This window comes from Veillonella parvula, assembly GCF_902810435.1.
Lineage (GTDB): Bacteria > Bacillota > Negativicutes > Veillonellales > Veillonellaceae > Veillonella.
This window is the reverse complement of the sequence record NZ_LR778174.1, coordinates 1,776,202-1,802,086: the sequence shown is the minus strand read 5'-3', so window position 1 is coordinate 1,802,086 and position 25,885 is coordinate 1,776,202. Positions and strand designations below refer to the sequence as shown.

General features: G+C 40.7%; 27 protein-coding genes and 3 tRNA genes. 22 read left to right on the top strand and 8 right to left on the bottom strand.

Features of this window, described 5'->3' with window-relative positions; translation table 11 throughout:
* The first annotated feature begins 29 nt into the window (after positions 1-29).
* The 3 genes from FNLLGLLA_RS08330 to FNLLGLLA_RS08320 all read left to right on the top strand — a co-directional run bounded on the left by FNLLGLLA_RS08330 (position 30) and on the right by FNLLGLLA_RS08320 (position 2,506).
* Positions 30-785 (top strand): exodeoxyribonuclease III, encoded by a 756-nt coding sequence (locus FNLLGLLA_RS08330; protein WP_004695049.1) that lies wholly within the window; start codon positions 30-32, stop codon positions 783-785.
* Between the two features lie 68 nt (positions 786-853).
* On the top strand, positions 854-1,543 hold the full coding sequence (gene queC, locus FNLLGLLA_RS08325) for a 7-cyano-7-deazaguanine synthase QueC (RefSeq protein ID WP_174892364.1): 690 nt from the start codon (positions 854-856) through the stop codon (positions 1,541-1,543).
* A 471-nt stretch (positions 1,544-2,014) separates the two neighbouring features.
* The gene (locus tag FNLLGLLA_RS08320) at positions 2,015-2,506 is read left to right on the top strand and encodes a QueT transporter family protein (protein ID WP_105087027.1); all 492 of its coding nucleotides are present in this window, start codon (positions 2,015-2,017) and stop codon (positions 2,504-2,506) included.
* 170 nt (positions 2,507-2,676) lie between these two features.
* Here the strand turns inward: FNLLGLLA_RS08320 and FNLLGLLA_RS08315 are convergent, their stop codons facing one another.
* From FNLLGLLA_RS08315 to ispE, 4 genes are all read right to left on the bottom strand, one after another.
* The gene (locus FNLLGLLA_RS08315; protein ID WP_004695052.1) at positions 2,677-3,933 is read right to left on the bottom strand and encodes a Glu/Leu/Phe/Val family dehydrogenase; all 1,257 of its coding nucleotides are present in this window, start codon (positions 3,931-3,933) and stop codon (positions 2,677-2,679) included.
* A gap of 352 nt (positions 3,934-4,285) precedes the next feature.
* Positions 4,286-5,746 carry an alanine/glycine:cation symporter family protein gene (locus FNLLGLLA_RS08310; protein ID WP_077707638.1) on the bottom strand — a complete coding sequence of 487 codons (1,461 nt, stop codon included), beginning with the start codon at positions 5,744-5,746 and terminating at the stop codon, positions 4,286-4,288.
* Between the two features lie 140 nt (positions 5,747-5,886).
* A complete protein-coding gene (locus FNLLGLLA_RS08305; protein WP_004697535.1) occupies positions 5,887-6,579 on the bottom strand; it encodes a GntR family transcriptional regulator in 693 nt (230 codons plus the stop codon).
* Positions 6,576-7,472, bottom strand: coding sequence for a 4-(cytidine 5'-diphospho)-2-C-methyl-D-erythritol kinase (gene ispE, locus FNLLGLLA_RS08300; RefSeq protein ID WP_174892363.1), 897 nt, complete (start codon positions 7,470-7,472; stop codon positions 6,576-6,578). Before ispE ends, FNLLGLLA_RS08305 begins: the two co-directional genes overlap by 4 nt.
* A gap of 205 nt (positions 7,473-7,677) precedes the next feature.
* Here ispE and FNLLGLLA_RS08295 point away from each other — a divergent pair, with 205 nt between their 5' ends.
* From FNLLGLLA_RS08295 to atpC, 16 genes are all read left to right on the top strand, one after another.
* The gene (locus FNLLGLLA_RS08295) at positions 7,678-8,628 is read left to right on the top strand and encodes a YitT family protein (protein ID WP_156697263.1); all 951 of its coding nucleotides are present in this window, start codon (positions 7,678-7,680) and stop codon (positions 8,626-8,628) included.
* 164 nt (positions 8,629-8,792) lie between these two features.
* Complete coding sequence (locus FNLLGLLA_RS08290; RefSeq protein WP_174892362.1) at positions 8,793-10,430, top strand: phosphoglucomutase; 1,638 nt, start codon at positions 8,793-8,795, stop codon at positions 10,428-10,430.
* A gap of 134 nt (positions 10,431-10,564) precedes the next feature.
* Entirely contained in the window at positions 10,565-10,840 is a 276-nt protein-coding gene (locus FNLLGLLA_RS08285; protein WP_004695058.1) for an ACT domain-containing protein, read from the top strand.
* Positions 10,841-10,849: 9 nt separating this feature from the next.
* Positions 10,850-12,208 (top strand): PFL family protein, encoded by a 1,359-nt coding sequence (locus FNLLGLLA_RS08280; protein ID WP_060919023.1) that lies wholly within the window; start codon positions 10,850-10,852, stop codon positions 12,206-12,208.
* A 34-nt stretch (positions 12,209-12,242) separates the two neighbouring features.
* Positions 12,243-13,394, top strand: coding sequence for a glycosyltransferase family 4 protein (locus FNLLGLLA_RS08275; protein WP_012864792.1), 1,152 nt, complete (start codon positions 12,243-12,245; stop codon positions 13,392-13,394).
* Positions 13,395-13,451: 57 nt separating this feature from the next.
* The gene (gene wecB / locus FNLLGLLA_RS08270; RefSeq protein WP_060919022.1) at positions 13,452-14,594 is read left to right on the top strand and encodes a non-hydrolyzing UDP-N-acetylglucosamine 2-epimerase; all 1,143 of its coding nucleotides are present in this window, start codon (positions 13,452-13,454) and stop codon (positions 14,592-14,594) included.
* Between the two features lies 1 nt (position 14,595).
* On the top strand, positions 14,596-14,790 hold the full coding sequence (locus FNLLGLLA_RS08265) for an AtpZ/AtpI family protein (RefSeq protein ID WP_012864790.1): 195 nt from the start codon (positions 14,596-14,598) through the stop codon (positions 14,788-14,790).
* A gap of 10 nt (positions 14,791-14,800) precedes the next feature.
* Positions 14,801-15,169, top strand: coding sequence for a hypothetical protein (locus FNLLGLLA_RS08260; RefSeq protein WP_060919021.1), 369 nt, complete (start codon positions 14,801-14,803; stop codon positions 15,167-15,169).
* Between the two features lie 245 nt (positions 15,170-15,414).
* On the top strand, positions 15,415-16,107 hold the full coding sequence (gene atpB, locus FNLLGLLA_RS08255; RefSeq protein ID WP_004697507.1) for a F0F1 ATP synthase subunit A: 693 nt from the start codon (positions 15,415-15,417) through the stop codon (positions 16,105-16,107).
* Positions 16,108-16,130: 23 nt separating this feature from the next.
* Positions 16,131-16,358 (top strand): F0F1 ATP synthase subunit C, encoded by a 228-nt coding sequence (gene atpE / locus FNLLGLLA_RS08250; RefSeq protein WP_004695064.1) that lies wholly within the window; start codon positions 16,131-16,133, stop codon positions 16,356-16,358.
* Between the two features lie 18 nt (positions 16,359-16,376).
* Entirely contained in the window at positions 16,377-16,874 is a 498-nt protein-coding gene (gene atpF, locus FNLLGLLA_RS08245) for a F0F1 ATP synthase subunit B (RefSeq protein ID WP_004697511.1), read from the top strand.
* Between the two features lie 4 nt (positions 16,875-16,878).
* Positions 16,879-17,430: an ATP synthase F1 subunit delta gene (gene atpH, locus FNLLGLLA_RS08240; RefSeq protein WP_174892361.1), complete on the top strand. Its 552-nt coding sequence runs from the start codon at positions 16,879-16,881 to the stop codon at positions 17,428-17,430.
* Positions 17,431-17,446: 16 nt separating this feature from the next.
* Positions 17,447-18,985 carry a F0F1 ATP synthase subunit alpha gene (gene atpA, locus FNLLGLLA_RS08235; RefSeq protein ID WP_004697546.1) on the top strand — a complete coding sequence of 513 codons (1,539 nt, stop codon included), beginning with the start codon at positions 17,447-17,449 and terminating at the stop codon, positions 18,983-18,985.
* A 3-nt stretch (positions 18,986-18,988) separates the two neighbouring features.
* On the top strand, positions 18,989-19,843 hold the full coding sequence (gene atpG / locus FNLLGLLA_RS08230) for an ATP synthase F1 subunit gamma (RefSeq protein WP_021148536.1): 855 nt from the start codon (positions 18,989-18,991) through the stop codon (positions 19,841-19,843).
* Positions 19,844-19,861: 18 nt separating this feature from the next.
* Positions 19,862-21,286: a F0F1 ATP synthase subunit beta gene (gene atpD / locus FNLLGLLA_RS08225; protein WP_004697530.1), complete on the top strand. Its 1,425-nt coding sequence runs from the start codon at positions 19,862-19,864 to the stop codon at positions 21,284-21,286.
* A 3-nt stretch (positions 21,287-21,289) separates the two neighbouring features.
* The gene (gene atpC / locus FNLLGLLA_RS08220) at positions 21,290-21,697 is read left to right on the top strand and encodes an ATP synthase F1 subunit epsilon (protein WP_004697509.1); all 408 of its coding nucleotides are present in this window, start codon (positions 21,290-21,292) and stop codon (positions 21,695-21,697) included.
* A gap of 47 nt (positions 21,698-21,744) precedes the next feature.
* On the opposite strand, the gene FNLLGLLA_RS08215 is transcribed toward atpC, so the two are convergent.
* From FNLLGLLA_RS08215 to FNLLGLLA_RS08200, 4 genes are all read right to left on the bottom strand, one after another.
* A complete protein-coding gene (locus FNLLGLLA_RS08215) occupies positions 21,745-22,653 on the bottom strand; it encodes a hypothetical protein (RefSeq protein ID WP_021148535.1) in 909 nt (302 codons plus the stop codon).
* Between the two features lie 109 nt (positions 22,654-22,762).
* A tRNA-Val gene (locus FNLLGLLA_RS08210) sits at positions 22,763-22,838 on the bottom strand.
* A 5-nt stretch (positions 22,839-22,843) separates the two neighbouring features.
* Positions 22,844-22,918: transfer RNA gene (locus FNLLGLLA_RS08205), tRNA-Glu, on the bottom strand.
* Between the two features lie 4 nt (positions 22,919-22,922).
* Positions 22,923-22,998, bottom strand: a tRNA-Asn gene (locus FNLLGLLA_RS08200).
* Positions 22,999-23,738: 740 nt separating this feature from the next.
* Here FNLLGLLA_RS08200 and FNLLGLLA_RS08195 point away from each other — a divergent pair.
* From FNLLGLLA_RS08195 to FNLLGLLA_RS08185, 3 genes are all read left to right on the top strand, one after another.
* On the top strand, positions 23,739-24,581 hold the full coding sequence (locus FNLLGLLA_RS08195; protein WP_004695072.1) for a fumarate hydratase: 843 nt from the start codon (positions 23,739-23,741) through the stop codon (positions 24,579-24,581).
* Positions 24,582-24,600: 19 nt separating this feature from the next.
* Positions 24,601-25,161: a Fe-S-containing hydro-lyase gene (locus FNLLGLLA_RS08190; protein ID WP_004695073.1), complete on the top strand. Its 561-nt coding sequence runs from the start codon at positions 24,601-24,603 to the stop codon at positions 25,159-25,161.
* A 171-nt stretch (positions 25,162-25,332) separates the two neighbouring features.
* Positions 25,333-25,884, top strand: coding sequence for a TIGR01440 family protein (locus FNLLGLLA_RS08185; protein ID WP_174892360.1), 552 nt, complete (start codon positions 25,333-25,335; stop codon positions 25,882-25,884).
* Position 25,885: the final 1 nt, after the last annotated feature.

The following is a 25,885-nucleotide window of genomic DNA, read 5'->3' as shown; positions in this document are numbered from 1 at the left end:
TGATGCGAAGTATTATAAAGGAGTAAGAATTGAAATTAATTTCTTGGAATGTAAACGGCCTCCGCGCCGCTGTAACAAAGGGATTCATGGAATCCTTTAATGAATTAGATGCAGATATTTTCTGCCTGCAAGAAACAAAATTGCAACCCGATCAAATTTCTTTGGAGTTGCCAGGGTATGAGCAATATTGGAATAGTGCAGTTAAGAAAGGCTATAGTGGCACGGCTGTATTCACGCGTATTAAGCCATTGTCCGTAACTAATGGCATCGGTATTGAAGAACACGATCAAGAGGGTCGTGTTATCACTGCTGAATACGATAATTTCTATTTGGTATGCTGTTATACACCGAATAGCCAACGTGAATTAGCTCGCCTTGATTATCGCATGACTTGGGAAGATGCATTCCGTAATTATCTACTTGAATTAGATAAGAAAAAGCCTGTCATTCTATGTGGTGATCTCAATGTAGCACATCAAGAAATCGACCTAAAAAATCCTAAGACAAACCGTAAAAATGCGGGCTTCTCCGATGAAGAACGTGCAAAGATGACAGAACTCTTAGGGGCAGGTTTTACAGATACATTCCGTCACCTCTATCCAGATGCTATTGAGCAATACAGCTGGTGGTCCTATATGGGGAAAGCTCGTGAACGGAATACAGGATGGAGAATTGACTATTTCATCACATCTAAACGTCTTGATGATAAAATCCAAGAAGCGAAGATTCATCAACAAATCTTTGGCTCCGATCACTGTCCAGTAGAATTGGTTATTGATCTATAAAATTTTAGTGAATGTAAAAGTACAGCCTCATCTACGGATGAGGCTGTTGTGATAGAAAAGGAGATAATATGGCTCAAAAACAAAAGGCCGTAGTTCTTTTTAGTGGTGGCGTAGATAGTACTACTTGTTTGGCCCTTGCCATTGAACGATTTGGCAAAGATAATGTGGTGCCTTTATCGATTCAATATGGTCAAAAACATAGTAAAGAATTAGAGGCTGCTATAGCTATTTTAGAGCACTATGGTATGGAAGGTAAAACGATGGATGTTACCAAGCTATTTGCCTTCAGTAACTGCTCCTTGTTAGTACAATCTAGTGAAGACATTCCGCAAGGTTCCTACAAAGAACAACAAGATGCAGAAGGGGAAGGTACGGTGAGTACTTATGTACCGTTTAGAAATGGGCTATTCCTATCTGCGGCAGCATCCTTGGCACTATCTCTAGACTGCGGCTATATCTATTACGGTGCTCACAGTGATGATGCGGCGGGTAATGCCTATCCTGACTGTACAGAACACTTCTACAAATCCATGGGCGACGCTATCTTTGAAGGATCCGGTAAAGAATGCTCCTTAGAAGCACCTTTTATTAACTCCAACAAAGCTGCCATTGTAAAAGAAGGCCTACGCCTCGGAGTACCATACCACTTAACCTGGTCCTGCTACGAAGGCGGAGACAAACCATGCGGACACTGTGGCACCTGTATCGACAGAGCCAAAGCCTTTCACGCAAACGGAGTCGAAGACCCAGCACTATAATTCCCATAAACTGGCTTAGACAAGTAGTCGCCTTTTAGGTGGCTACTTTATATATATTCTAATAGAGTAGCATGTATATGTAATTCAAGGCGGACTTGTACGTCACTAGTATTAGGGTATAAGTAGAGTTGCTAAATTTGAAGTGGTGGCAGATACCTTTTCAAAGAGCGACTTTGGCAGGTCAAGGCCCTAGGCCGATGACCGGTTCGCCAGTGGAGCGATGAGGAAAGGTATCTGCCACCACCCCCACCTTACAATCTTGATACTAATCGTAGATGATCATACAAGTCCGCCTTAACCCCAATTAATTGCGAAAATATTAGATATATGATATATTAGTACTGCCTAAAGGCGACAACTAAATAAGACAGTTTGAAACCATCCTGTCTCTAAACAAAACTACGGAAATTCATAAGCATTTATAGCATGGTAGTTTTGCCATGCTTTTTTTATTTTGAGGAGGTGAGTGTTATGATTTCTACACGCAAATTGACTATTTCTGCTATGGTTGTGGCATTGTACATCGTTGTATTGTATGTAACGCAAAGCGTTTCCTTCGGGGCTTATCAAATTCGTATAGCAACATCATTATATGCACTTGCTTATGCCTTTCCGTTCTTGGTGATTCCCATGGGGATTGGCAACCTCATTTCTAACTTCCTATTCGGTGGTCTTGGCATCCTCGATATGATGGGGGGCTTTGGTGTGGGCGTATTAACGACTGGCATCATCGTAGGAATGCGCAAGCTTGGCCTCAGTGCTTGGTGGGTAATGCTTCCAATCGTCTTTGTGCCTGCATTATGTGTGCCATTGTGGCTCAGTCCATTACTTGGTATTCCATACTGGCCATTAGTGTTGAATCTTATCGTTGGTCAAACTATTCCGGCTATTCTTGGTTCTGTATTGGTGAAAGCTTTGATCAGTCGTCCTAGCATGGCAGCTTTGTTAGGTGCTTTCAAATAAAACTAATAATAAGTAGTTTGCTAATAAAACTAAGTAAGTAATTGAACATCTTTAGATCTTTCAACTGCGACTTGCAGGTAAATAAAAAGGTTTATAGGCAAACAAAAAGGCGTAAGCTCAAATCGAGCTTACGCCTTTTTTATGGCTAACATGTATGGAGGTATAGGAGTTTAGCAGTTATAGCCACGCCATCTAGTTTCAACTACGAGGCGTTCAAGAGCAACCATGTACGCTGCTTGACGAGGAGGTACATTGTATTTATGTTGCATTTCCCAAACAGCTTCGAAGCTATTTTGCATATTCTTAGTTAATCTTTCATTAACTTCTTCTTCAGTCCAGTAGAAACTTGCTTTGTTTTGTACCCATTCATAGTAGGATACAACTACGCCGCCGCCGTTAGCAAGAACGTCAGGGATGATGTCGATGCCTTTTTCATAGAAGTATTTATCTGCATCATTAGTAGTAGGGCCATTAGCGCCTTCCAAGATAATCTTAGCTTGGATATTTTCCATGTTGTCTTTGTTTAATTGGTTTTCAAGGGCTGCCATGTATAATACATCAACTGGTTGAGCCAATAACTCTTGAGGTCCAATTGTAGTCATGCCCGGTTCGCTGTAACCTTCGAGGGAACGACCATGGGAGTTAGCATATTCGTATGCTTTTTCAACATCGAGACCGTTAGGATTGTAGATGTTAACGCTTACGTCGCCGATAGCCACAACTTTTGCACCTGCTTGTGCAATGAGACGAGCGCCTACGGAACCTACGTTACCAAAGCCTTGAACTGCTACCGTAAGGTTTTTGATATCCAAGTTTTTCTTAGCGAGGTAGCTTTGCAATGCGATGAGGCAACCGCGACCAGTCGCTTCATTACGACCTAAGGAACCACCAACTTCGATTGGTTTACCTGTAACGATACCTGGGCTCCATTCGCCTTTTAATGTGCTGTATTCGTCAGCAATCCAGCTCATGATTTGAGCATTCGTATTTACGTCTGGTGCAGGAACATCTGTATTAACACCGATGATAGGTGCAATGCGGCGTACGAAGTTACGAGTTAAGCGTTCTAATTCACGAGGATTTAACGTTTTTGGATCGACTTTGATGCCGCCTTTACCACCGCCATAAGGAATGTTAGCGATAGCGTTTTTAATAGTCATCCAAGCCGCAAGTGCACGCACTTCGTTTTCATCAGAATCTGGATGGAAGCGAAGACCGCCTTTAGCACTACCACGCAATGTGGAATGTTGGCAACGATAGCCTTCGTATACGCGAACTTCACCATTGTCGAGTTGAAGAGGAACTGCTACTTTTAGTTCCCGTTCTGGGTGACGTAACACTTCGTATTCGCTACGAGTATAGCCGAGCTTTTCAGCTGCTACGTCTAACGTGTTTAACATGTTTTCATATGGGTTATAACCGCTCATAATTACCTCCTGGATAATAGAGTAAATTAATAGTTGAATTAGTGCTAATTTTATCGCATACTTAAATATTCGACATTGTAAACAGAATACCCTTTATATTTTTATAAATATATTCTATAGTTTTTGACCTTTGAAAGTTGTAAAAATATAGATAATTACTATGATCTTTATCACAGTACAATCTGCTAATGAACGATGTTTTTATCTATGAAAATGGATACTTTTACAAAAAAATAAAGATCTATATTCTGAACAATATAGACCTTTATGTATGTACTAATAAACTATTTTAAAGATTATACGAAAAAGACTGGTGAAATATACTTTCACCAGCCTCATACGTCGATATATTTTATTTTTCCACAGTATCTTCAATCGGAGTAGGAGGTACGGAGGAGTCTGTTGTTTGACCATCACCCCACCATACGATGCCATATGTGTGATTTAGGATGGAACGGTTAAATACAGGCGTTTCAATACCTGCTTTGCGTTGTTTGATATAGTCGTCAAGGGCAAGACCTGCTGTGCGGCCCATGCGTACGATGGAACTTACATTAGTTAATACTAAGAAAGCCATGAATAAATCGGCTAGATTCCATACGAGATCTAGAGAGGCAACAGAGCCAACAAATGTCATAAGAATTACGCCAATACGGAACAAATGTAGGTAGAATCGTTTGTTTGTTAAGTGGCTGATATTGATTTCACCGTAGTAATAGTTACCAATTAAGGAACTAAAGGAGAACATAACGATGAAAATGGCTACGGCTGTAGGCGCCCAAGAACCAAGTTGTTGAGCTAGGTTATGTTGTACAAGAGCAATACCTGTTAGACCTGTAGTGCTGTAATCGCCTACGATGAGTACGATGAAAGCAGATGCTGTACAAATGATGAATGTATCAAGGAATACGCCGAATGCTTGTACAAGACCTTGTTCCACAGGGTGGTTAACAGCTGCCGTAGCGGCTGCGTTTGGAACAGAACCTTCACCGGCTTCGTTAGAGAAGAGCCCCCGTTTGATACCATTCATAACAGTAGCACCTAATAAGCCACCACCTGCTGCAACAGGCTCGAATGCGGAAGAGAAAATAGTATAGATCACATGTGGGAATTGGGTGATATTCATAATTACCACAAATAACGCAGTAGCAATGTATAGAATCGCCATGATAGGAACGATGATTTCAGATGCTTTTGCAACGCGGTTGATACCACCGAATATGATAATACCAAGAAGGACTGCTACTACAGCGCCTGTATAGGACACATCAAGGTTAAATACCTGGAGAGATGCAGCCAAAGTATTGGCTTGTACAGAATTGTAAATCCAACCATAGGTAATACTGATTAAAATAGCAAATAGAACAGATAATGCCTTGTTGTTTAGACCATACCGAATATAGTAAGCTGGTCCGCCATAGAAACCGCCCTTAGCAACAGGTTCTTTGTAGATTTGTGCTAATGTAGACTCGATGAAGCCCGTGGCAGCACCGATGAGTGCGATAACCCACATCCAGAAAATAGCACCAGGGCCACCAAGTACAACGGCAATAGCTATACCTGCGATGTTACCAACACCTACACGAGATGCGGTACTAACACAGAATGCTTGAAATGAGGATACATGGTTCTTTTCTGTAGAGCTACCTGCGCCGTTAATTACGAGGCGAATCATTTCTTTAATCATGCGAATTTGTACAAAATTCGTTGTCATCGTAAAGAAGAGACCTGCGCCGATGAGAATAAAAATGATGAAATAACTCCATAAATAACCGTTTATGGTGGATATAGCATCATTGAGCATTGCTTCCATAAAAACTCCCTTTCTTATAAAAAATCCATATTTCATAATAATCAATGATATTGTATCAATTTCTATAGACTATGTAAAACAAAAATCCTTCACAAATAGGAAGGATTTTTGCTTTATATAGTATTTTTGTAGAATGTTTTTTATGCCTTAGTAAATTCTTGTGACTCTTCCATTCCTTGCAACAAGGTTTGTTCGGAATGTTCCATGTGAATTCGAGCTAGTTTACGAGCTTGTGCGGCATTGTGAGAGGCGATGGCTTCCACTAATTGACGATGTTCCTCCCAAGTTTTTCTAAGACGACCTGGTTGGTTCATAGAAAAACTACGGAAGCGATAGGTTTGCTCTCGCAAGTTGTGAACGATGTCCGCCAATCTTTCGTTACGAGATGCGCGGTAGAGGACTTCGTGGAATTCTACGTCCGCAGCCACAACGGATTCCATATTTTTGTTTTCCATATGATCGCCGATTTCTACAAGCATTCTCTCCAGCGTTTCGATTTCCTCTTCTGTAATGCGTTCTGCTGCAAGGCCTGCCGCAAGTTCTTCCAGGGCAGAACGGATTTCAAATACTTGCGTAATATCCTTTAAAGATATGTTGGCAACGTAGGTACCGCGACGAGGAACCATAACGACAAAGCCTTCTAGTTCAAGTTTACGTATGGCTTCACGAATGGGGGTACGACTTACACCTAACTCTTCGGCAAGGGGAATTTCCATGAGGCGCTCCCCAGGTTTTAACACCCCATCTTGGATGGCTTGACGCAATGTTTCACTTACCACTTCTCTTAGTGGTTTATACGCATCGAGTCGTATAGGTTGTAACCGTTTTGTCATACTAAGTCCTCCTGTGTACATGTTTTAGTAATGAGTGACAGCCAATCATGACCAGCTGCTTTAATCTCTTCTTGTAATTGCAAGGCTTCCATAGGTTTGTTAAGTAATACTACCATCGTAGGACCGCTTCCTGTCATGATGGTTGGGTAACCACGGTTGGTGAAAAACTCCTTACATATTCCTAGTTCTTCGTGATCTGGGAATAATAATTCTTCAAAAGTATTAGCGCTACTAGTGAAAGCAGATTGTAAATCATTATTCTTAAGATGATTCAGAACGGTATCGATTGTTTTGGTGGTGGCATTAGATTTACCACTGAAGCGACCATAAGCAATCGCTGTAGAAATAGATACCTTTGGCTTTACTAGTAATAGCCAATGTGCCTCTGGCGATTGGCTATAGGTTAACACTTCGCCACGACCAGTTCCGCGAGCGGTACCACCTTGTAGTAGGAACGGTACATCAGATCCGAGTGAGGTACCGATGTTTAAAAGTTCCTCTTGCGTAAGACGTAAGTCCCAAAAACGGTTGAGACCTAATAACATGGCCGCTGCGTCTGCACTACCGCCACCAAGACCCGCTTGAATAGGAACGCGTTTTAATAGGTGGATGGCGGCACCGGCTTTACAACCCGTATAGGCCTGTATGGCGCGTAAAGCTTTGAGTGCGAGATTATCTTCTCCATAGCTTACGAGCTTTTGCATGTAATCGGGCAATTCGGGAGCGCCACCAGAAAATACTACGGAATGATGCTTAGCGAAATAAATAGAATCACTAAGGCGAATCGATTGAAATATAGAATCGATGTCGTGGTATCCATCGTCACGCTTGCCTGTAATAGCAAGCCCAATATTAATTTTGCTGCAACCGAGTTGCTCAAAACTTTTACTCATAATAGCCTCGTTTGTAATGTACAAAATATATGCAGTTTATATGTTTATTTTATACTGTTATAAAGTGATTGAAAATAACCATTAAGTGGTTTATGATGATTTTGTATATACCTGTTGTTTGATTATTAAAAGCATTGTAAACAGCGTATGTTTTAATTAGTTCATTATAGAATATTTATAGTGAAATGGCAATTTGGAGGGAGCTATGTTCGCCAAGTATAAAGATGTTGTCTATCAATGTGTCATAGTTGCTATTGGTTGTGCAATTTTTGGTGCTGGTTTAGATGCCTTTGTACTACCTCACAAACTGGTTAGTACTGGTATTAGTGGGGTAGGGTTGATTTTGTATTATCTAACGGGATTATCCGTTGGTTCTTGGAACGTTATTTTGAACGTCCCTATATTTTGGGCTGCTTGGAAGTGGCTTGGTAAACGCGTAGTGCTTAATACCTTGTATGGTACGCTCATGTTATCGTGGATGATTGATCTGTTTAGTTTCTTGCAATATGACATGATCATTAAGGATCCACTACTCAGTTCTATGATGGCAGGTATCACAACTGGACTAGGGCTTGGTATCGTCTACCGTGTAGGTGGTAATACAGGGGGACTTGATCCAATTGCACTTATCGTTCGCAAATATTATGGCCTTCAAATGGGGTCCATTAATAGCGCTATCAACTGTGCCATCCTCTTAGTTGCTGTCGGCGTTGTTGGACTTGAAGCGGTAGCTGTAACTCTTATCAGTGTGTATGTGTATACTATTATTACAAATAAGGTGGTAATCGGGTTTAATCAACGTAAAGTTGCTTTTATCATTACCTATCGCACCGATGAAGTATGTGAGTGTATTATCAATAAGGTTGGTCGTGGTGCCACTATTATTAATGGTATTGGTGCCTATACACGGACGCCTAAGCAAATTGTGATGGTTGCAGTCAACTTGCTGCAGGTAAATAAATTGAAAGAGGTTATTCAAGAAGCGGACCCAAATGTGTTTATCTTGATTACTGATGCCCAAGAGGTTATCGGTCAAGGTTTTACTCAACCTATTGTTCCTGCGGAAATATCTAAACAGCTAAAATCACAAGATATAACTACCGAAGCGAACAATAATGTTGTAATAGATGAAAATAGTTGTAACAAATTAAAATAAAGAATTATGATAAATCTCTGGCTGTTGTCATCTTATATTAATTATGCGTAAATATAATATTTTATGAATGATACATACATTTTGAAAATAATTTAATGTGATTGATTGAATATCAAGGTTGTAAAATGAGAGGGCTTGCCCTCAAGATAAGATTAGAGGTTTCTATGACTCACAAATTAGCAGGTACGCCTGTACAAGAACAAGATATTATCGATGTGCAAACCCTTGTGGATGCATATTTTGATAATACTCCGGATATTACAGATCCGACACAACTCGTATCCTTTGGCACATCTGGCCATCGCGGTACATCTTTAAATAGTACGTTTACAGATTTACATGTGGCCGCTATTACACAGGCTATTTGTGATGGCCGTGGTCAATTCGGCGCTACAGGTCCGATTTTTGTCGGTCAAGATACACATGCTTTATCTCAGCCAGCCCTTGTGACGGTTCTAGAGGTCCTTGCTGGCAATGGTGTAACGGCAATGGTTGATTCCGATATGGATTTCGTGCCAACACCATCTATATCTCGCGCTATTATTCGTTATAATGAAAGCCACGATGATAAGGCGGATGGTATCGTGATTACGCCGTCTCATAATCCTCCAGATAATGGTGGCATTAAGTATAACGCTACCAATGGTGGTCCAGCGGATACGTTGATTACTAAATGGATTGAAACACGTGCCAATGAATATGTTCACGCATATTGTGAATTAGAAGGATTTAAACGTATTAGTATCGACAATATTGAACCCGACCAACAGGTTCCATATGACTATAAAGGTCTATATGTAGAAGAACTATCTTCTATCATTAATATGGAGGCAATCCAAAGTGCAAAACCTAAGGTCCTCGTTAATGCTCTCGGCGGTAGTGGACTAGGTTATTGGCGTGCTATTAAAGAGCGGTATAATCTAAACCTAGATATTATTAATGATGAGTATGATCCAACCTTTAGCTTTATGACCTATGACCATGATGGTAAGGTACGCATGGATTGTTCCTCCGAATACGCTATGGCCGATGTTATCAAGCAAATTGCTAATTACGATTTGGCTGTTGGTAACGATCCCGATTATGATCGTTATGGTATTGTTAGTGCAGAAGGGCTTGCTTCACCAAATGCATTCCTCGTAGCCGCTGCCGATTATCTATTCACAACCCGTGGTTGGAAGGATAAAGGGGTAGGCAAAACGGTTGTTTGTACAACCATGATTGATAAGTGGGCATCCGTTAAAGAAATTCCTGTGTATGAAGTTCCGGTAGGCTTTAAATACTTTAGCTCTCTATTATTCGATGGGGAAATTGGCATTGGCGGTGAAGAATCTGCTGGTGCATCGTTCCTTAAAAAAGATGGTACAGTATGGACCACAGATAAAGATGGTATGATTATGGCTCTCTTAGCGATGGAGATGTACGCTGTAATGGGCGCAACTGTTGAGAGACTATATAACAATATTGTGGAAGGCTGTGGGGATCCACGATTTGGTCGTATTGATGCGCCTTGTACAAAGGTGGCCAAGGCTAAGTTGAAACAATTAAATGCAAGCTCCATTACGGCTACCGAAGTAGATGGTGATGCGATTACTAATGTTCGCACTACTTCTCTGTATAAAGATATGCCTATCGATGGTGTTCGTGTGGAAACGGAAACGGGCTGGTTTGTAGCACGCCCATCTGGCACTGAAGATTTATATAAAATTTATGGTGAAAGCTATAAAGGGGACAAAGGTCTTATCGCATTGTTAACTGCTGGTGAAGCGATTGTGACAAGTGCTTTGTCTGAAGAAGTGTAACATGTTGTTTTCACTAGAAAACTCATAAAGATTTCACTCATGAAAAATAATAAATGTGTTATAATATATTAATATAGTTTATTGAATGCCCTTTACTGGCTATATAGTTTGTAGTGCTTAGAGAAGGTGATGTTATGAAATTAGTTGTTACCGTTGTCGGCGTAGACCGCGTTGGTATCATTGCTGGGGTTAGTACCGTACTCGCTAACTACGGTGTAAATATTATGTCCATTAATCAGACCATCCTTGATGGTGTTTTCAATATGATTATGATGTGTGAAACCAAGTCTGAAGATATGAAAAATCTTACAGCTATTCAAGAGGCTTTGACGACTCAAGGTAAAGAACTAGGTGTTGAAATCCGTGCACAACATGCTGATATTTTCTTGAGCATGCACCGTGTAGGATAGGAGGCACTTATGTTATCTATCGACAATATTTTAGAAACGAATCAGATGATTCATGATAACAAGCTTGATGTGCGTACTATTACGATGGGGATTAGCTTGCTAGAATGTGCATCTAGTTCTGGTAAAGAGTTGTGTGACCGTATTTATGACCGTATTACAAAAGAGGCAGAACATCTTGTATCTACAGGGGAAGATATTGAGCGAGAATTCGGCATCCCTATTATCAACAAGCGTATTTCTGTAACACCCATTTCTCTTGTAGCAGGTGGTAGTGATTTAACATCCTATGTTCCTGTAGCAGCAGCTATGGATCGTGCAGCAAAAACTGTAGGTGTTAATTTTATTGGCGGCTTTTCTGCGCTTGTAACAAAAGGCGCTACTCGAGCCGACCGCATTTTGATTGACTCTATTCCTGAAGCGCTGGCGACTACGGATATCGTTTGTAGCTCTGTTGCTGTGGGCTCTACTAAAACTGGTATCAACATGGACGCAGTGCGAGACATGGGAATCATCGTTAAGAAAACTGCAGAGCTTACAAAGGATAATGATGCTCTTGGTTGTGCTAAGCTCGTAATTTTCTGTAATCCTGTAGAGGATAATCCGTTTATGGCAGGGGCCTTTTTTGGTGTAACCGAAGGGGATAGTGCTATTTCTGTAGGTGTATCTGGCCCGGGCGTTGTAAAACATGCGCTTGAATCCGTTCGAGGCCAATCCTTTGACGTTGTAGCAGAAACGATTAAACGTACTGCTTTCAAAATAACTCGCGTAGGTCAATTGGTAGCGCAAGAGGCATCTCGTCGTCTCGGCAAACCATTTGGTATTATCGATTTATCCTTGGCCCCAACGCCAGCTGTAGGCGACTCTGTAGCTCACGTTCTTGAAGAAATGGGCTTGTCCTCTTGTGGCTGTCATGGCACTACAGCAGCACTAGCATTACTTAATGATGCGGTGAAAAAAGGTGGTCTTATGGCCTCCTCCCATGTAGGTGGACTTAGTGGTGCATTCATTCCTGTCTCGGAAGATGCAGGCATGATTGATGCCGTATCTTGTGGTAGTTTAACACTTGATAAATTAGAGGCTATGACATGTGTATGTTCTGTTGGCCTTGATATGATTGCTATTCCTGGAGACACTACTGCTGATACCATTTCTGCTATAATTGCAGATGAATCAGCTATCGGCATGATTAACAATAAGACAACTGCGGTTCGTGTAATTCCTGTACCTGGTAAGACTGTTGGAGAGGTTGTTGAGTTTGGTGGATTATTAGGCTATGCTCCTATTATTGAAGTGAGTCCATATAGTGCAGCCGAGTTCATTGCCCGTGGTGGAAGAATTCCTGCTCCTATTCGTAGCTTAACGAATTAGTCCGTTTTTACAACCTACTTGTTGGAGGTGTCTTATGAGTGAATATGTGCTCGATTATGTGTGGGCCTTTGCATTAGCGCTCATCATAACCTTTGCACTTACCCCATTGGTAAAACGCTTTGCCGTTGCTGTTGGGGCAATAGATAAGCCTGATGCTCGAAAGGTGCATCATGGTGCAATTCCACGACTTGGTGGATTAGCAATCTTTCTCGGTTATGTGGGATCGGTTCTTTTTAACAATTCCATCCCGCATGATCATAAATTGTTTGGGTTTGTCCTTGGTACGGTCATTTTGGTGCTAGTTGGTATTTGGGACGACATTAAACAAATTGAGCCAAAAACTAAGTTAATGGGACAAATTATAGCAGCTGCTATTCTGGTGGCTTATGATATTCGAGTAGACTTCATTAACCTTCCTTGGGGTGGTGTAGTATATCTCAAGTATTGGGCTATTCCATTGACTATTTTCTGGATAGTCGGTTTTACAAATATTGTAAACCTAATTGATGGACTTGATGGCTTGGCTGCAGGTATTTCCTTTATCGCATGTATCGCTGTTTGTGCAATGACATTGCAACTTGGTCAAACTGATCTTGCTTGCCTTTCTCTTGCCTTAGCAGGTGCGACTGTAGGTTTTCTGCGGTATAATTTTAATCCTGCAAAAATATTCATGGGTGATACGGGATCGATGTTGTTAGGGTATACATTAGCGGCTATTTCTGTTATGGGGGCTGTAAAGACAGCTGCTATGATTGCTCTAGTGGTACCTGCTATTGTGTTAGGCTTGCCTATTTTGGACACCTTATTTGCCATTGTGCGCCGTAAAATCAGTGGACGTCCCATCTTTAAACCCGATAAAGGTCATGTTCACCATCGTTTATTGGCACAAGGATTAACACAAAAGCAAGCTGTATTGTTGATGTATGCAGTAACAGCTCTTTTCGGCGGTGTATCTGTTATCGTTGCAGAGGTTAATGCTTGGGTCGGCGCGACCTTGGTATTAGTAATTTTCTTGTGTAGTATTTATATTGCACGACGTCTTGGCGTTATCATGCATAGTGATGCGGCAGGGCATCCGTTACCACGTCCTACAATTGAACGCAGCGACTCGGATGATACCATATCCTTTGATCGCGATGAATTGGCTAAAGCTTTGGAGAATACTGATGATTCTCATAAGGAATAACCATCTGTGGGGTGCTTGGCGCCCCATTTTCTCTATCCTACTACGTTGGAGGCAACTATGTTAAAAGTTATGACAATCTTTGGTACAAGACCTGAGGCTATCAAGATGGCTCCTCTTGTAAAAGCATTACAAGCAGCACCAGATATGGAACCTATCGTCACCGTTACGGCACAGCATCGAGATATGCTTGATCAAGTACTAAACTTGTTTAATATTACCCCAGACTATGATTTAAATATTATGAGCCAAGGTCAAACACTATATGATGTAACTAATCGTGCTTTGATGGGCCTTAAAGATGTATTAGAAGAAGCAAAACCTGATGTGGTACTCGTTCATGGTGATACTACAACTACCTTTGCTGGGGCATTGGCTTCTTTCTACCAAGAAATTCCTGTAGGTCACGTGGAAGCAGGACTACGGACGGGTGATATTTACTCCCCGTTCCCTGAAGAGATGAATCGCAAATTGACGGGCTCTATTGCGACGTATCACTTTGCGCCTACTTCTAGTTCTGAAAGCAATTTAAAAAAAGAAAATATTAATACAGAACATCTTTATGTAACGGGGAATACTGTTATCGATGCTCTTGATACGACGGTACAAGACAGTTATGTATTCGATGATGCAGCTATTAATGCTCTTGATCCTAAAAAACGTACGGTTCTTGTTACCACACATCGCCGAGAAAACTTAGGTGAACCTATGCGCCATGTATATCAAGCCATTCGAGATTTAATCAATGAATTTGAAGATATTCAAGTTGTTTTCCCTGTACATAAAAATCCTAAAGTTCGCCAAGTTGTACAAGAGGAACTTGGTTCTGTGGAGCGTGTTACATTAATCGACCCTCTTGACTATGAACCATTTGCAAACTTGATGGCTAAATCTTACTTGATTTTGACTGATTCAGGTGGGATTCAAGAGGAAGCTCCAGCTCTTGGTAAGCCAGTTCTCGTATTACGTGATACGACAGAACGTCCTGAAGCGGTAGAAGCAGGCACTGTTCGCCTTGTAGGTACTGATAAAGATGCGGTACATAAAGCCGCTTATGAATTATTGAGCAATGCTGAAGCGTATAAGTTAATGTCTAATTCTGTTAACCCATATGGTGACGGAAAAGCCTCTGAACGCATCATTCAAGCGTTGCGACATGAATTCTTAGGTGATGCGCGTCGTCCTGAACGTTTTGGTAAATAATATGGATAAGGATCTTGTGAAAGCCCTCGCCATGGCAACATCAGCGGGGGTCACATTGGTCTCCTGTATAGGAGGTTTTATTTGGCTAGGTTATAAATTGGATACTTGGCTTCAAACGGAACCACTCTGCATGGTCATATTTGGCCTAATAGGAGCTATAACAGGGTTTTATATGTTATATAAACAAGTTAAGTAGTGAGGTATGTATGAATCAATATATAAAATTCATAGTGCGCGTGCTACTGACTTGTTTTTTTATTGCCTTTTTAGGTGTAATAATACAGGTTGCATGCGGATTACAACACTATGTATGGGGATGGCTGTGGGGCATTTTTATAATGGTGCTCTACTTGCTTAGCCTTGCACTACATGGTCAAGCAATTATATTAGGTGATCCTTATAAGGCTGTTCGTAAGGCGCGTAGACAGATGGTGTGGCGTCTTATGCTTGTTGGATCTTTAGTCGTATTAGGTTTGAAGATTCTCCATGTAGAAGCAATTAGTATGTTTGTAGCGATTGCACTTATCCAGCCTGCACTTTATATAGTGTATTGGCGACTTAGTGGACGGTTCTAATTTTTATTATTTTAATTAAGAATTTTATTGCATTTAAATTAATGTATTGTATTCCAATTAATGTATTGATGTGGATTTTAATAAGACATGGAGTCGTATTCTAATAATGCATTGAATACATTCTATTTATGATTATTTGGAATTGTTTACCCTTCAAGTGTTGATTATATATCTATAACGATGTATGATGATACATATATATTATATTTATATTAATGTAAATATATTAGGTTTTTATTAGGTTTATGGAAGGGGTTGAGAACGTGGAATTACATGCGGGACACCATGAGGTCGTGCAGTGGTTGGGGTTGACATTTAATATGGATACTTTAATTGCTACATGGGTTACTATGGCTATTGTAATACTGATAACAGTATTAGCCACCCGGGGACGTAAATTGGTGCCTGTAGGCTTGCAGAATATAGTGGAATCTATATTAGAAGGCTTAGAGGGGCAATTAGCTCCGAATTTGGGTCGCCATTGGCCGATGGTGAGTTCCTTGTTGTTTACGTTTTTCTTATTTATTTTTGTAGGAAATGAGTTAGGCTTAATGCCAACATTCAAGGCTTTAACATCACCAACATCCGATATTAACACTACAATTGCATTAGCTTTATGTAGTACATTAGTGGTATGGGTTATGGGGGTTAAAGTTAAAGGCTTATCTTATTTTAAGCATTTTGTACGACCTTATAAGGCTTTGTTAATACTCAATATTTTCGAGGAAATTGCTAGACCTGTTACACTTGCTTTCCGTCTATTCGGTAACATTGTGGCAGGTGAAATTTTGTTAGAAGTATTATATAACTTGCCTTGGTTTGTGCCGGTACCATGGGTTTGGATTGCTTTTAGTCTATTTATTGGTATTATTCAAGCCTTTATTTTTACCGTTCTTACTGCATCCTATTTGGGGATGGGGCTTAGTGAGGAACATTAATTAATTTATATGGAGGATATATTATGGAAGCTCAAGGTTTATTCGCGTTAGCAGCGGCAATTGCAGTAGGTTGTGGTGCTATTGGTGCAGGTATCGGTGATGGTCTTGTATCTAGCAAAGTTATTGAAGGTATTACACGCCAACCTGAATTGCGCGGTCAATTGATGTCTACTATGTTCGTAGCGATTGGTTTGATCGAAGCGATGCCTATCATCGGTGTAGTAGTAGCATTTATTTTGTTATTCAGATAATAACGAGGAGGAATAACCTTGGTTGACTTAAGCCTTGGAACGATTCTTGCTCAAATGTTGAACTTTTTTATATTAGTTTGGCTATTGGCTCGTTTTGCATATAAACCATTATTGGCTATAATGACAGAACGTAAAGAACGAATTGCTAAAGACTTAGAAGCTGCAGAACAAGCTCGCGCAGAAGCAGAGGGGTTTAAAGCTGATTATGCAGCTCAAATTGCTAATGCTCGTATAGAGGCACAACAAATTGTTGAAAAAGCAGTTCAAGAAGCAGAAAATACAACACGTGAACAATTGTCAACAGCACGCGAGCAAATTGAACAAGAAAAAAATCGTGCTCGCCAAGATATCGCTATTGAACGCGATCGTGCTATGAACAGCTTGCGTAACGAAGTGGTATCTTTATCTGTAGCTATGGCTGGTAAAGTTGTTGCTAAAGATATGAACAGCGAAACTAATACAAAATTGATCGAAGACGCTATTCGTCAACTTGATAGTAAAACGATAGGGTTGTGATACGATGAGCATAGAAATTGTAGCAGATAAATACAGTTCAGCTATGTTTGAATTAGCTCAAGAACAAAATATTTTGGAACTCATGGAGGAGCAATTAGGTTATGTAGCGTCCGTTATGGCGGAACAGCCTGAACTTCGTTCATTCCTTGAAAATCCAATCGTTACAGAAGATGCAAAGATTAAGTTAGTTGGTTCTATCTTTGAATCTAGTATCGACAAAGTTGCTTTACATTTTATCTATGTGATGATTAAACGTGGGCGCCATCGTTATATTGCGCAGGCCATTGCAGCGTTTATTCAAAAATCACGAGAGGCTCGTGGCATTTTGGAAGCTACTGTAACTGTAGCAGAACCAATCACAGCTGATGTAGAAGCATCTGTACAAGCTAAATTACGAGAAGTAACAGGGAAAGATGTTATTTTATCTGTGCGCCAAGATCCATCAATTATGGGTGGTATCGTTATTCAAGTAGGAGATAAACGCATTGATGGTTCTGTATCTCGTCGTTTAGAGGAATTAGAAAAATCTTTATTAAGAACGAACTCTATTAGATAGGGGTGAATGGGTATATATGAAAATGAAGCCTGAAGAAATCACTGCTATAATCAAACAGCAGATTCAGGACTATGATGTTGACCTCAATGTCGATGACGTGGGTACTGTTCTCGACGTAGGGGATGGCATCGCCCATATTTATGGTCTTGAAAGAGCCATGGCCGGTGAGTTGCTAGAATTACCACACGGCGTATATGGCTTGGTTTTGAACTTAGAATTAGATAATGTTGGTGCCGTACTATTAGGTGATGACTTCTTGATTAAAGAAGGAGACCAAGTGCGCCGTACTGGCAAAATTATGGACGTTCCTGCTGGAGATGCCTTGATTGGTCGCGTAGTAAACCCTCTTGGTCAACCTCTTGATGGCAAGGGTGCTATCCAAGCTACAGAACGTCGTCCTATCGAACATCCAGCACCTGGTATTGCGGATCGTCAATCCGTAAACGAACCATTGCAAACAGGTCTTAAAGCGATTGATGCGATGGTACCAATCGGCCGTGGTCAACGTGAGCTTATCATCGGTGACCGTGGTACAGGTAAAACTGCGATTGCCTTAGATACTATTTTGAACCAAAAAGGCAAAGATGTTATTTGTATTTATGTAGCTATTGGTCAAAAAGAATCTACGGTTGCTCGTGTAGTACAAAAACTTGAAGAAGCAGGGGCTATGGAATATACAATCGTAGTTTCTGCGAGTGCTTCCACTGGTGCACCTCTTCAATACATTGCCCCATACGCTGGTGTTGCCATGGGTGAATACTTTATGTACCAAGGTAAACACGTATTATGCGTATATGATGACTTAACAAAACAAGCGGCTGCATATCGTGCTATGTCCCTATTATTGCGCCGTCCACCAGGGCGTGAAGCATATCCAGGCGACGTATTCTACTTACACAGTCGTCTATTAGAGCGGGCTGCGAAACTTTCATCTGAACTTGGTGGAGGTTCTATTACAGCGTTGCCAATCATTGAAACACAAGCAGGTGACGTATCTGCATACATTCCAACAAACGTAATTTCCATTACTGATGGTCAAATTTTCTTGGGAACAGATATGTTCTATTCTGGTATTCGTCCAGCTGTTGACGTAGGTCTGTCCGTATCCCGTGTAGGTGGTAGCGCACAAACTAAAGCGATGAAGCAAGTGGCGGGCCAATTGCGTTTGGACCTTGCTCAATATCGTGAGTTGGCTGCTTTCGCTCAGTTTGGTTCTGACCTTGATGCGGCTACACGCGCTCAACTTGATCGTGGTGAACGCTTAACTGAAATGTTAAAACAAGGTCAATATGAGCCTATGAGTGTAGCGGAAATGGTTATCAACCTTTACGCTGGTACTAAAGGGTACTTAGCAGATATTCAAGTGGCAGATGTATTGTCCTTTGAAGCTGAACTTTTACGTTATGTAAAAGCAAATTATCCTGAAATCATCACTAACATTGAAACGTCTAAGAAAATTGACGAAGAAACTGAAAATCTATTGAAGCAAGCAATCCCAGAATGTGTTGAAGCATTTGGCTCTACACATACATTAGTGTCTCGTAAGGAGGCGTAATGTATGGCTAGTGCACAAGATTTGCGAAAACGCATAAAAAGTGTTACCAATACGCAACAAATTACAAAAGCGATGAAGATGGTAGCTTCTGCTCGTCTTCGTAGGGCACAAACAAAAGCGGAAGCTACTCGTCCTTACGCAGAAAAGATAGGGCAAATCTTGCGTCATATGTCTAATAGTGATTTAGAAGGCTTTGAAAGTCCTCTTTTAGATGTGCGACCTGTAGAGCGCACTTGCTATATTGTAGTAGGTGCAGATAAAGGTCTTGCAGGGGCATTTTCGTCTAATGTATTGAAATTTGCCATGGAACAATTACATGGTAAATCTCCTGATACATACCGTGTTATCACGGCAGGCAGAAAGCCTAGAGACAGCATGAAATCTAGAGGTGTTCGCATCGATAAGTCTTATGCGGGCTTCTCGGATAAACCATCCTATGAACATGCGCGTACTATTATGCATGAAGCACTTTCACTATATGAACGTCATGAAGTAGACGAAGTCATCATGATCTATACACGTTTTGTAAATTCTATGACGCAAATTGCACAGGCTGAGCGCTTGTTGCCAATAGAGCAACCACAAGATGAGGTAAAAGGCGAAGAGTATGATTTCATGCCGTCCGCCGTATCCGTCTTGGAGGCGTTGCTGCCAAAATACTTAGAAATTACAGTTTATAATGGATTGTTGCAATCTGCAGCTAGTGAATTAGGTGCTCGTATGACGGCCATGACATCCGCAACGGATAATGCAGGGGAACTCATTGAGTCCTTAGGCCTTGAATACAACAAGTTGCGTCAATCTAGCATTACAAACGAAATTTCTGAAATCGTTGGTGGCGCTAATGCCTTGCAATAGATAAGGAGACATCTGTCGATGAGTAATAATATTGGTAAAGTTGTGCAGGTCATCGGCCCAGTTGTAGACGTGCGCTTTGATGCTGGTCATTTACCAGCTATCTACAACGCCATCCACATCTACCATGACCACAAGGCACACGATAGACAAAAAATCGTAGTAGAGGTTATGCAACACTTAGGCGACGATACAGTTCGTTGCGTTGCCATGAGTTCTACTGACGGTATGACACGTAATATGGAAGCAGAAGATACTGGTGCTCCAATTTCCGTTCCTGTAGGGGAAGGCGTATTGGGTCGTATCTTTAACGTACTTGGTGAAACTGTAGACCATGATCCAGCTCCAGTTGTGGCTGATGAAAAATGGCCTATTCACCGTCCAGCACCTAAATTTGATGACCTTTCTCCAGATACACAAATCTTGGAAACAGGTATTAAGGTCGTTGACCTTATCGCTCCATACGTAAAAGGTGGTAAAATCGGTCTTTTCGGTGGTGCCGGTGTAGGTAAAACCGTATTGATTATGGAATTGATTCACAATGTTGCTACAGAGCACGGCGGCTATTCCGTATTCTCCGGTGTAGGGGAACGTACTCGTGAAGGTAATGACTTGTGGAACGAAATGAAAGAGTCTGGCGTTATCAATAAAACAGCCCTCGTATATGGACAAATGAATGAGCCACCAGGGGCTCGTATGCGCGTAGGTCTTACTGGTCTTACAATGGCTGAATACTTCCGTGATGTGAAAAAACAAGACGTGCTCTTGTTCATCGATAACATCTTCCGCTTTATTCAAGCGGGGTCCGAAGTATCCGCCCTCTTAGGTCGTATGCCATCTGCCGTAGGTTACCAACCTACATTGGCTAATGACGTAGGGGCATTGCAAGAGCGTATTACATCTACAAAAGAAGGCTCTATTACCTCCGTACAAGCTGTATATGTACCTGCCGATGACTTGACTGACCCGGCTCCAGCAGCGACATTCGCTCACTTGGATGCGACAACAGTATTGTCTCGTTCCATTGCGGAACTTGGTATCTATCCAGCGGTGGATCCTCTGGACTCTACAAGCCGTATTTTGGACCCACATGTACTTGGTGAAGAGCACTACGCAGTAGCTCGTGGAGTACAAGAAGTATTGCAAAAATATCGCGATCTTCAAGATATTATCGCAATCCTCGGTATGGAAGAATTGTCTGACGAAGATAAACTCACTGTATCTCGCGCTCGTAAGATTCAACGTTTCTTGAGTCAACCATTCTTCGTAGCAGAAGTATTTACCGGTTCTCCTGGTAAATATGTGCCATTGTCCGAAACATTGAGAGGCTTCAGAGAGATCTTGGATGGTAAACATGATGAATTGCCAGAAGGTGCATTCTACATGGTTGGTACCATTGATGAAGCCATTCAAAAAGCAAAGGAAATGCAAGAGAAGGGGGAATAATCCATGGCGGAACCTATGACCCTACAGATAATTACACCTGATGCAATCGTATTCGAGGGCCAATCTACATTCTTTGTAGGTAAAGCTATCGATGGTGGTTTTGGTATTTTGCCAAATCATGCGCCTATGATTATTGCATTAGACTTGGCACCTTTACGCATTGAACAACCAGATGGAACATCTCGTGAATATGCTGTATTTGGTGGCTTCTGTGAAATTGAACATAATAAGGTGAGTATTGTAACCCCTGACTGTCAAGATCCAACATCCATTGATGTGGAACGTGCTCGTCGAGCTAAAGAGCGTGCAGAAGGTCGGTTATCAAATCCTACACCTGATATTGATGTAGAAAGAGCGGAAGCAGCATTGCAACGTGCTTTACTGCGCTTGCATGTTACAAAAATGTTATAAGAAAAAGGCTAGCCATCTGGCTAGCCTTTTTATCTTTCTAATTTTGATTATAAAACGCTCACACCTTTTAAGGAGTATGCAGTATTCTTAGGTTGTTCTACTTGAAAATCTAATACAACAGGTGCCTCAGAATTGATACCAGGTGCTTGGTAGCGGTCACGATCTGTTGGAATTCGTTTGTATGGTAATTTATCAAGTAATATAGTCATAACTTTGTTCCAAACTGATTTATGTGTTGGCATAGTTAAAGAGTCATCAGTTTGGTTGAAGCCCGTACGAACAGTATGGATTACCTTATCGTTTACATCATAATAGTATAAAAGGGCATTAACCTTTGCAGCGATATAAATTTCATGATTATCCTTATTGTATGGATCTGGGCTGTTAATAGTATTAACTTGTACATATACGTCTTGTAATGGTACAGGCATAATAACGATTTCAGAATTTTGGGCCTCTGCAATTTGAGCAAGATCAGCGGCTTTAATTTCTGCAGTTGGTGTGTTAGTACTTACAATGGTTGTATCATAGTAAGGATATTTAAGTGTATTTGATAAGCGATCTGTCATGTAGTGACCAAATTGAGCTGTGTTTTCATTGCGCAAATTTGCTGGTACAACAATAGTTACTTTGCGGCTTGGAAAGTTTTCCAAGTGACCATCATGACTTGTACTAGTAGCATTAATAGTTGCTTTTTCTGAAACTCCAGAAATTGGTGTAGATGTTGGTGTGGCAGCTACTTTTATGACAGGCTCCATATTTGTTTTAGGGGTCAATGTAGAAGCCTCATTACTTGTGTTACTTTGTATAGTGCTAAGAACCACAGGTTGCGTTGTATTTGGTGTTAGCTGACTCAAATCGATCATAGCGGCACTGGCTGTTGTAAATGCAGTTGTGAGTAGTACAGCAAGTACTGTAAGTAGTGGACGTTTATAGAGTCCGAAGTTATGTAACATAATTCCTCCTCTTAATAAAACTCTTTTAAAATTACAAATTATACAATTTATATTATTATATCATATATATAAAAAAAAGGAGCAAGCTTAACAGCTTGCTCCTTTAGTTTGGTGGACGATGACAGGATCGAACTGCCGACATCCTGCTTGTAAGGCAGGCGCTCTCCCAGCTGAGCTAATCGTCCATATGTGGTGACCCGTCCGGGAATCGAACCCGGGATACCGCCGTGAAAGGGCGGTGTCTTAACCGCTTGACCAACGGGCCAGAATGGCTCCTCGAGTAGGACTCGAACCTACGACCGATCGGTTAACAGCCGATTGCTCTACCGACTGAGCTATCGAGGAATGGTACGATTGTTATTATATGTTAGATTAATTATAAAAGCAAGCATTTTTTTTAGAACACTATAAAATAGATACTATCAATTATGACTAAAAGACATAACTTTATAAATAAAATTGGTTATCAATAATTTTGATGAGAGAGTCATTAAAATTAATAAAATCTATAGAGCTTAATAATTATAGATATTTACTGTGTTCTAAGGTGATTGTATGACTCCAAATGCATGGGAGTTAGCAATATAAGTATATTGAAGATAATCGGTATACATATGCATTATAGAAAAGTTTAAAAGATTTAGTTGAAAAGTAGTATCAGTTAAGAAAGAAGTGTATTTATCTTATTAGATATAGCCTATGTTTGTGGTTCATTTTAAACCAAATCTATATATAATAAAGTAGGTAAAAATATAAGATATAAAAATCTTATTGATATATGATAGACTATGACTTTTATCACAATGCAGGGCTATTTTAGTGACTAGAGAATAAGGTCTATATAGCCTATTGAAAAACCGAAATATATACAAAAATATTCATGAAAACAATTCTCAAAAACCGAAAAAGCATTGAGAAAACTGTATAGGTAAGGCGTTGAATCCCCCTATATTGTGTGCTACGATTTATGTATAGAGTTAATCTCATCGGTTTGAGATAGATATTCTTTCATATGTTTGAGAATTTTATTTTATCTCATCGGTATTAGAATTAATATTCAACTATTTTCCTGAGGAGGGATTATCTTGCGCGAGATTCAAGTATCTGAAATCACAAAAACAGTCCGTCAAATGTGTATGGACGCAGCTTACCACTTGCCAAAAGACATCTATGAAGGTTTGAAAAAAGGCCGTGAAACAGAAGAGTCTTCAGTAGGTCGTATCGTTCTTGATCAAATTATTAAAAATGCAGAAATTGCCGATGCTGAAGATCGTCCATACTGCCAAGATACTGGTATGACTATGGTATTCTTAAAAGTTGGTCAAGATGTTCATTTCGTTGGTGGTGATCTTACAGAAGCTATCAATGCTGGCGTTGCAGCTGGTTATGTTGAAGGTTATCTTCGTAAATCCGTTGTAGCTGAACCATTGTTCAACCGTAAAAATACACAAAATAACACACCTGCAATCATCTACACTGAAATCGTTCCTGGCGATAAAGTAGATATTCAAGTAGAATTAAAAGGTTTCGGTTCTGAAAATAAATCCGATGTAGCTATGCTCGTACCTGCTGATGGTGTGGAAGGCGTTAAAAATGCAGTCCTTGAAATCGTAAAACATGCAGGCCCTAACCCATGCCCTCCAATCGTACTCGGCATTGGTATTGGCGGTACTATGGACCAAGCAGCTGTTATGTCCAAAAAAGCGTTGCTTCGTGACATTAGTGTACCTCATAAAGATGCAGACTATGCAAAATTAGAAGAAGAAATCATGGAAATGGTTAACAAAACTGGTATTGGACCACAATTGGGTGGCACTACAACTTGTATCGGTGTAAACATCGAATGGGGTGCAACTCACATCGCAGGTCTTCCTGTTGCAGTTACTATTATGTGCCATGCTGCTCGTCATGCTCACGTAGTACTTTAATCGATAGGAGGTAAAAACAATGGCTGAATCAATTCGCATTAATACTGAAGAATATAATGAAGAGTTTTCCCGCAAATTAAAAGTTGGTGATAGCGTTCTTATTACTGGTAAAATTTACTCCGCTCGTGACGCTGCTCATAAAGTTATGACTGAAGCTTTAGCGCGTGGTGAAAAATTGCCAATCGACTGGACAAATAAGTTTGTTTATTATCTTGGACCAACACCAGCAAAACCTGGTGATCCAATTGGTTCCGCTGGTCCTACAACTTCCGGTCGTATGGATGCTTACACACCAACAATGCTTGATCAAGGTATCAAAGGCATGATTGGTAAAGGTTCCCGTAAACCAGAAGTAGTTGAATCCATGAAGAAAAATGGTTGCACATACTTCGCAGCAGTTGGTGGCGCGGCAGCATTGATTGCAAAATCCATCAAAAAATATGAAGTACTTGCTTATGGTGAACTTGGACCAGAAGCTTTGGCTGAATTGACTGTTGAAGATTTCCCTTGCATCGTAGTTGGCGATACTGAAGGTAATAACTTCTACGAATTAGGCCAAAAACCTTACAGAAAAATCTAATATCACCATTGAGTGATTGAAAGAGGCTTGCTAAAGCAAGCCTCTTTTTGTTGTTAAGCCATAATCATAAGATGTTCATCCGTTACGTGTAGAGTTTAGTCTACCGATTCTGTCGGTTTTATGATAATATACATATAGATTTTATACATTCAATTTGAGTGAGGCGATAAAATGACTTCTGTAGAAACTATTCGTCAGTCAACTCGCAACGCGATGGCTGAATTACTTGATTTAGCAAAGGTTCGCGAAGGTCAATTATTCGTTGTTGGCTGTTCCACTAGCGAAATTGTAGGTAAAAAAATCGGCACTGACTCTCACCTTGATGTGGCTCAGGTCGTATTTGATGAAATATACAATGCTGTTAAGGCTAAAGGACTTAACTTGGCGATTCAATGTTGTGAACATATTAATCGTGCACTTGTTATGGACCGTAGCGTTATGACATGGGAGGAGGAAGTTAATGTTGTTCCTCAACGTCATGCGGGTGGTGCCCTGGCTGTGGTGGCGTACGAACATTTTGATGATCCTGTGATGGTTGAATTTATTCAAGCTGATGTAGGCATCGATATTGGAGATACTTTCATTGGTATGCACATGAAACACGTTGCAGTGCCTGTACGTCTTTGTGTGAAAGAAATTGGGAAAGCACATGTGACCGCTTGTCGTGTTCGTCCGAAGAGCATTGGCGGTGAGCGTGCTGCATATAATGAAGCATTGATGTAGG

Excerpts from the sequence above, each read along its gene's own strand:
- atpD (WP_004697530.1), top strand. The coding sequence starts at position 19,862 with ATGAGTAATAATATTGGTAAAGTTGTGCAGGTCATCGGCCCAGTTGTA.
- FNLLGLLA_RS08215 (WP_021148535.1), bottom strand. The coding sequence starts at position 22,653 with ATGTTACATAACTTCGGACTCTATAAACGTCCACTACTTACAGTACTT.
- atpB (WP_004697507.1), top strand. The coding sequence starts at position 15,415 with ATGGAAGGGGTTGAGAACGTGGAATTACATGCGGGACACCATGAGGTC.
- atpA (WP_004697546.1), top strand. The coding sequence starts at position 17,447 with ATGAAAATGAAGCCTGAAGAAATCACTGCTATAATCAAACAGCAGATT.
- FNLLGLLA_RS08265 (WP_012864790.1), top strand. The coding sequence starts at position 14,596 with ATGGATAAGGATCTTGTGAAAGCCCTCGCCATGGCAACATCAGCGGGG.
- FNLLGLLA_RS08190 (WP_004695073.1), top strand. The coding sequence starts at position 24,601 with ATGGCTGAATCAATTCGCATTAATACTGAAGAATATAATGAAGAGTTT.
- FNLLGLLA_RS08280 (WP_060919023.1), top strand. The coding sequence starts at position 10,850 with ATGTTATCTATCGACAATATTTTAGAAACGAATCAGATGATTCATGAT.
- FNLLGLLA_RS08315 (WP_004695052.1), bottom strand. The coding sequence starts at position 3,933 with ATGAGCGGTTATAACCCATATGAAAACATGTTAAACACGTTAGACGTA.
- FNLLGLLA_RS08185 (WP_174892360.1), top strand. The coding sequence starts at position 25,333 with ATGACTTCTGTAGAAACTATTCGTCAGTCAACTCGCAACGCGATGGCT.
- atpG (WP_021148536.1), top strand. The coding sequence starts at position 18,989 with ATGGCTAGTGCACAAGATTTGCGAAAACGCATAAAAAGTGTTACCAAT.
- atpE (WP_004695064.1), top strand. The coding sequence starts at position 16,131 with ATGGAAGCTCAAGGTTTATTCGCGTTAGCAGCGGCAATTGCAGTAGGT.
- atpC (WP_004697509.1), top strand. The coding sequence starts at position 21,290 with ATGGCGGAACCTATGACCCTACAGATAATTACACCTGATGCAATCGTA.
- FNLLGLLA_RS08305 (WP_004697535.1), bottom strand. The coding sequence starts at position 6,579 with ATGACAAAACGGTTACAACCTATACGACTCGATGCGTATAAACCACTA.
- ispE (WP_174892363.1), bottom strand. The coding sequence starts at position 7,472 with ATGAGTAAAAGTTTTGAGCAACTCGGTTGCAGCAAAATTAATATTGGG.
- FNLLGLLA_RS08275 (WP_012864792.1), top strand. The coding sequence starts at position 12,243 with ATGAGTGAATATGTGCTCGATTATGTGTGGGCCTTTGCATTAGCGCTC.
- FNLLGLLA_RS08260 (WP_060919021.1), top strand. The coding sequence starts at position 14,801 with ATGAATCAATATATAAAATTCATAGTGCGCGTGCTACTGACTTGTTTT.
- FNLLGLLA_RS08310 (WP_077707638.1), bottom strand. The coding sequence starts at position 5,746 with ATGGAAGCAATGCTCAATGATGCTATATCCACCATAAACGGTTATTTA.
- FNLLGLLA_RS08285 (WP_004695058.1), top strand. The coding sequence starts at position 10,565 with ATGAAATTAGTTGTTACCGTTGTCGGCGTAGACCGCGTTGGTATCATT.
- queC (WP_174892364.1), top strand. The coding sequence starts at position 854 with ATGGCTCAAAAACAAAAGGCCGTAGTTCTTTTTAGTGGTGGCGTAGAT.
- wecB (WP_060919022.1), top strand. The coding sequence starts at position 13,452 with ATGTTAAAAGTTATGACAATCTTTGGTACAAGACCTGAGGCTATCAAG.
- atpH (WP_174892361.1), top strand. The coding sequence starts at position 16,879 with ATGAGCATAGAAATTGTAGCAGATAAATACAGTTCAGCTATGTTTGAA.
- FNLLGLLA_RS08295 (WP_156697263.1), top strand. The coding sequence starts at position 7,678 with ATGTTCGCCAAGTATAAAGATGTTGTCTATCAATGTGTCATAGTTGCT.
- FNLLGLLA_RS08290 (WP_174892362.1), top strand. The coding sequence starts at position 8,793 with ATGACTCACAAATTAGCAGGTACGCCTGTACAAGAACAAGATATTATC.
- FNLLGLLA_RS08320 (WP_105087027.1), top strand. The coding sequence starts at position 2,015 with ATGATTTCTACACGCAAATTGACTATTTCTGCTATGGTTGTGGCATTG.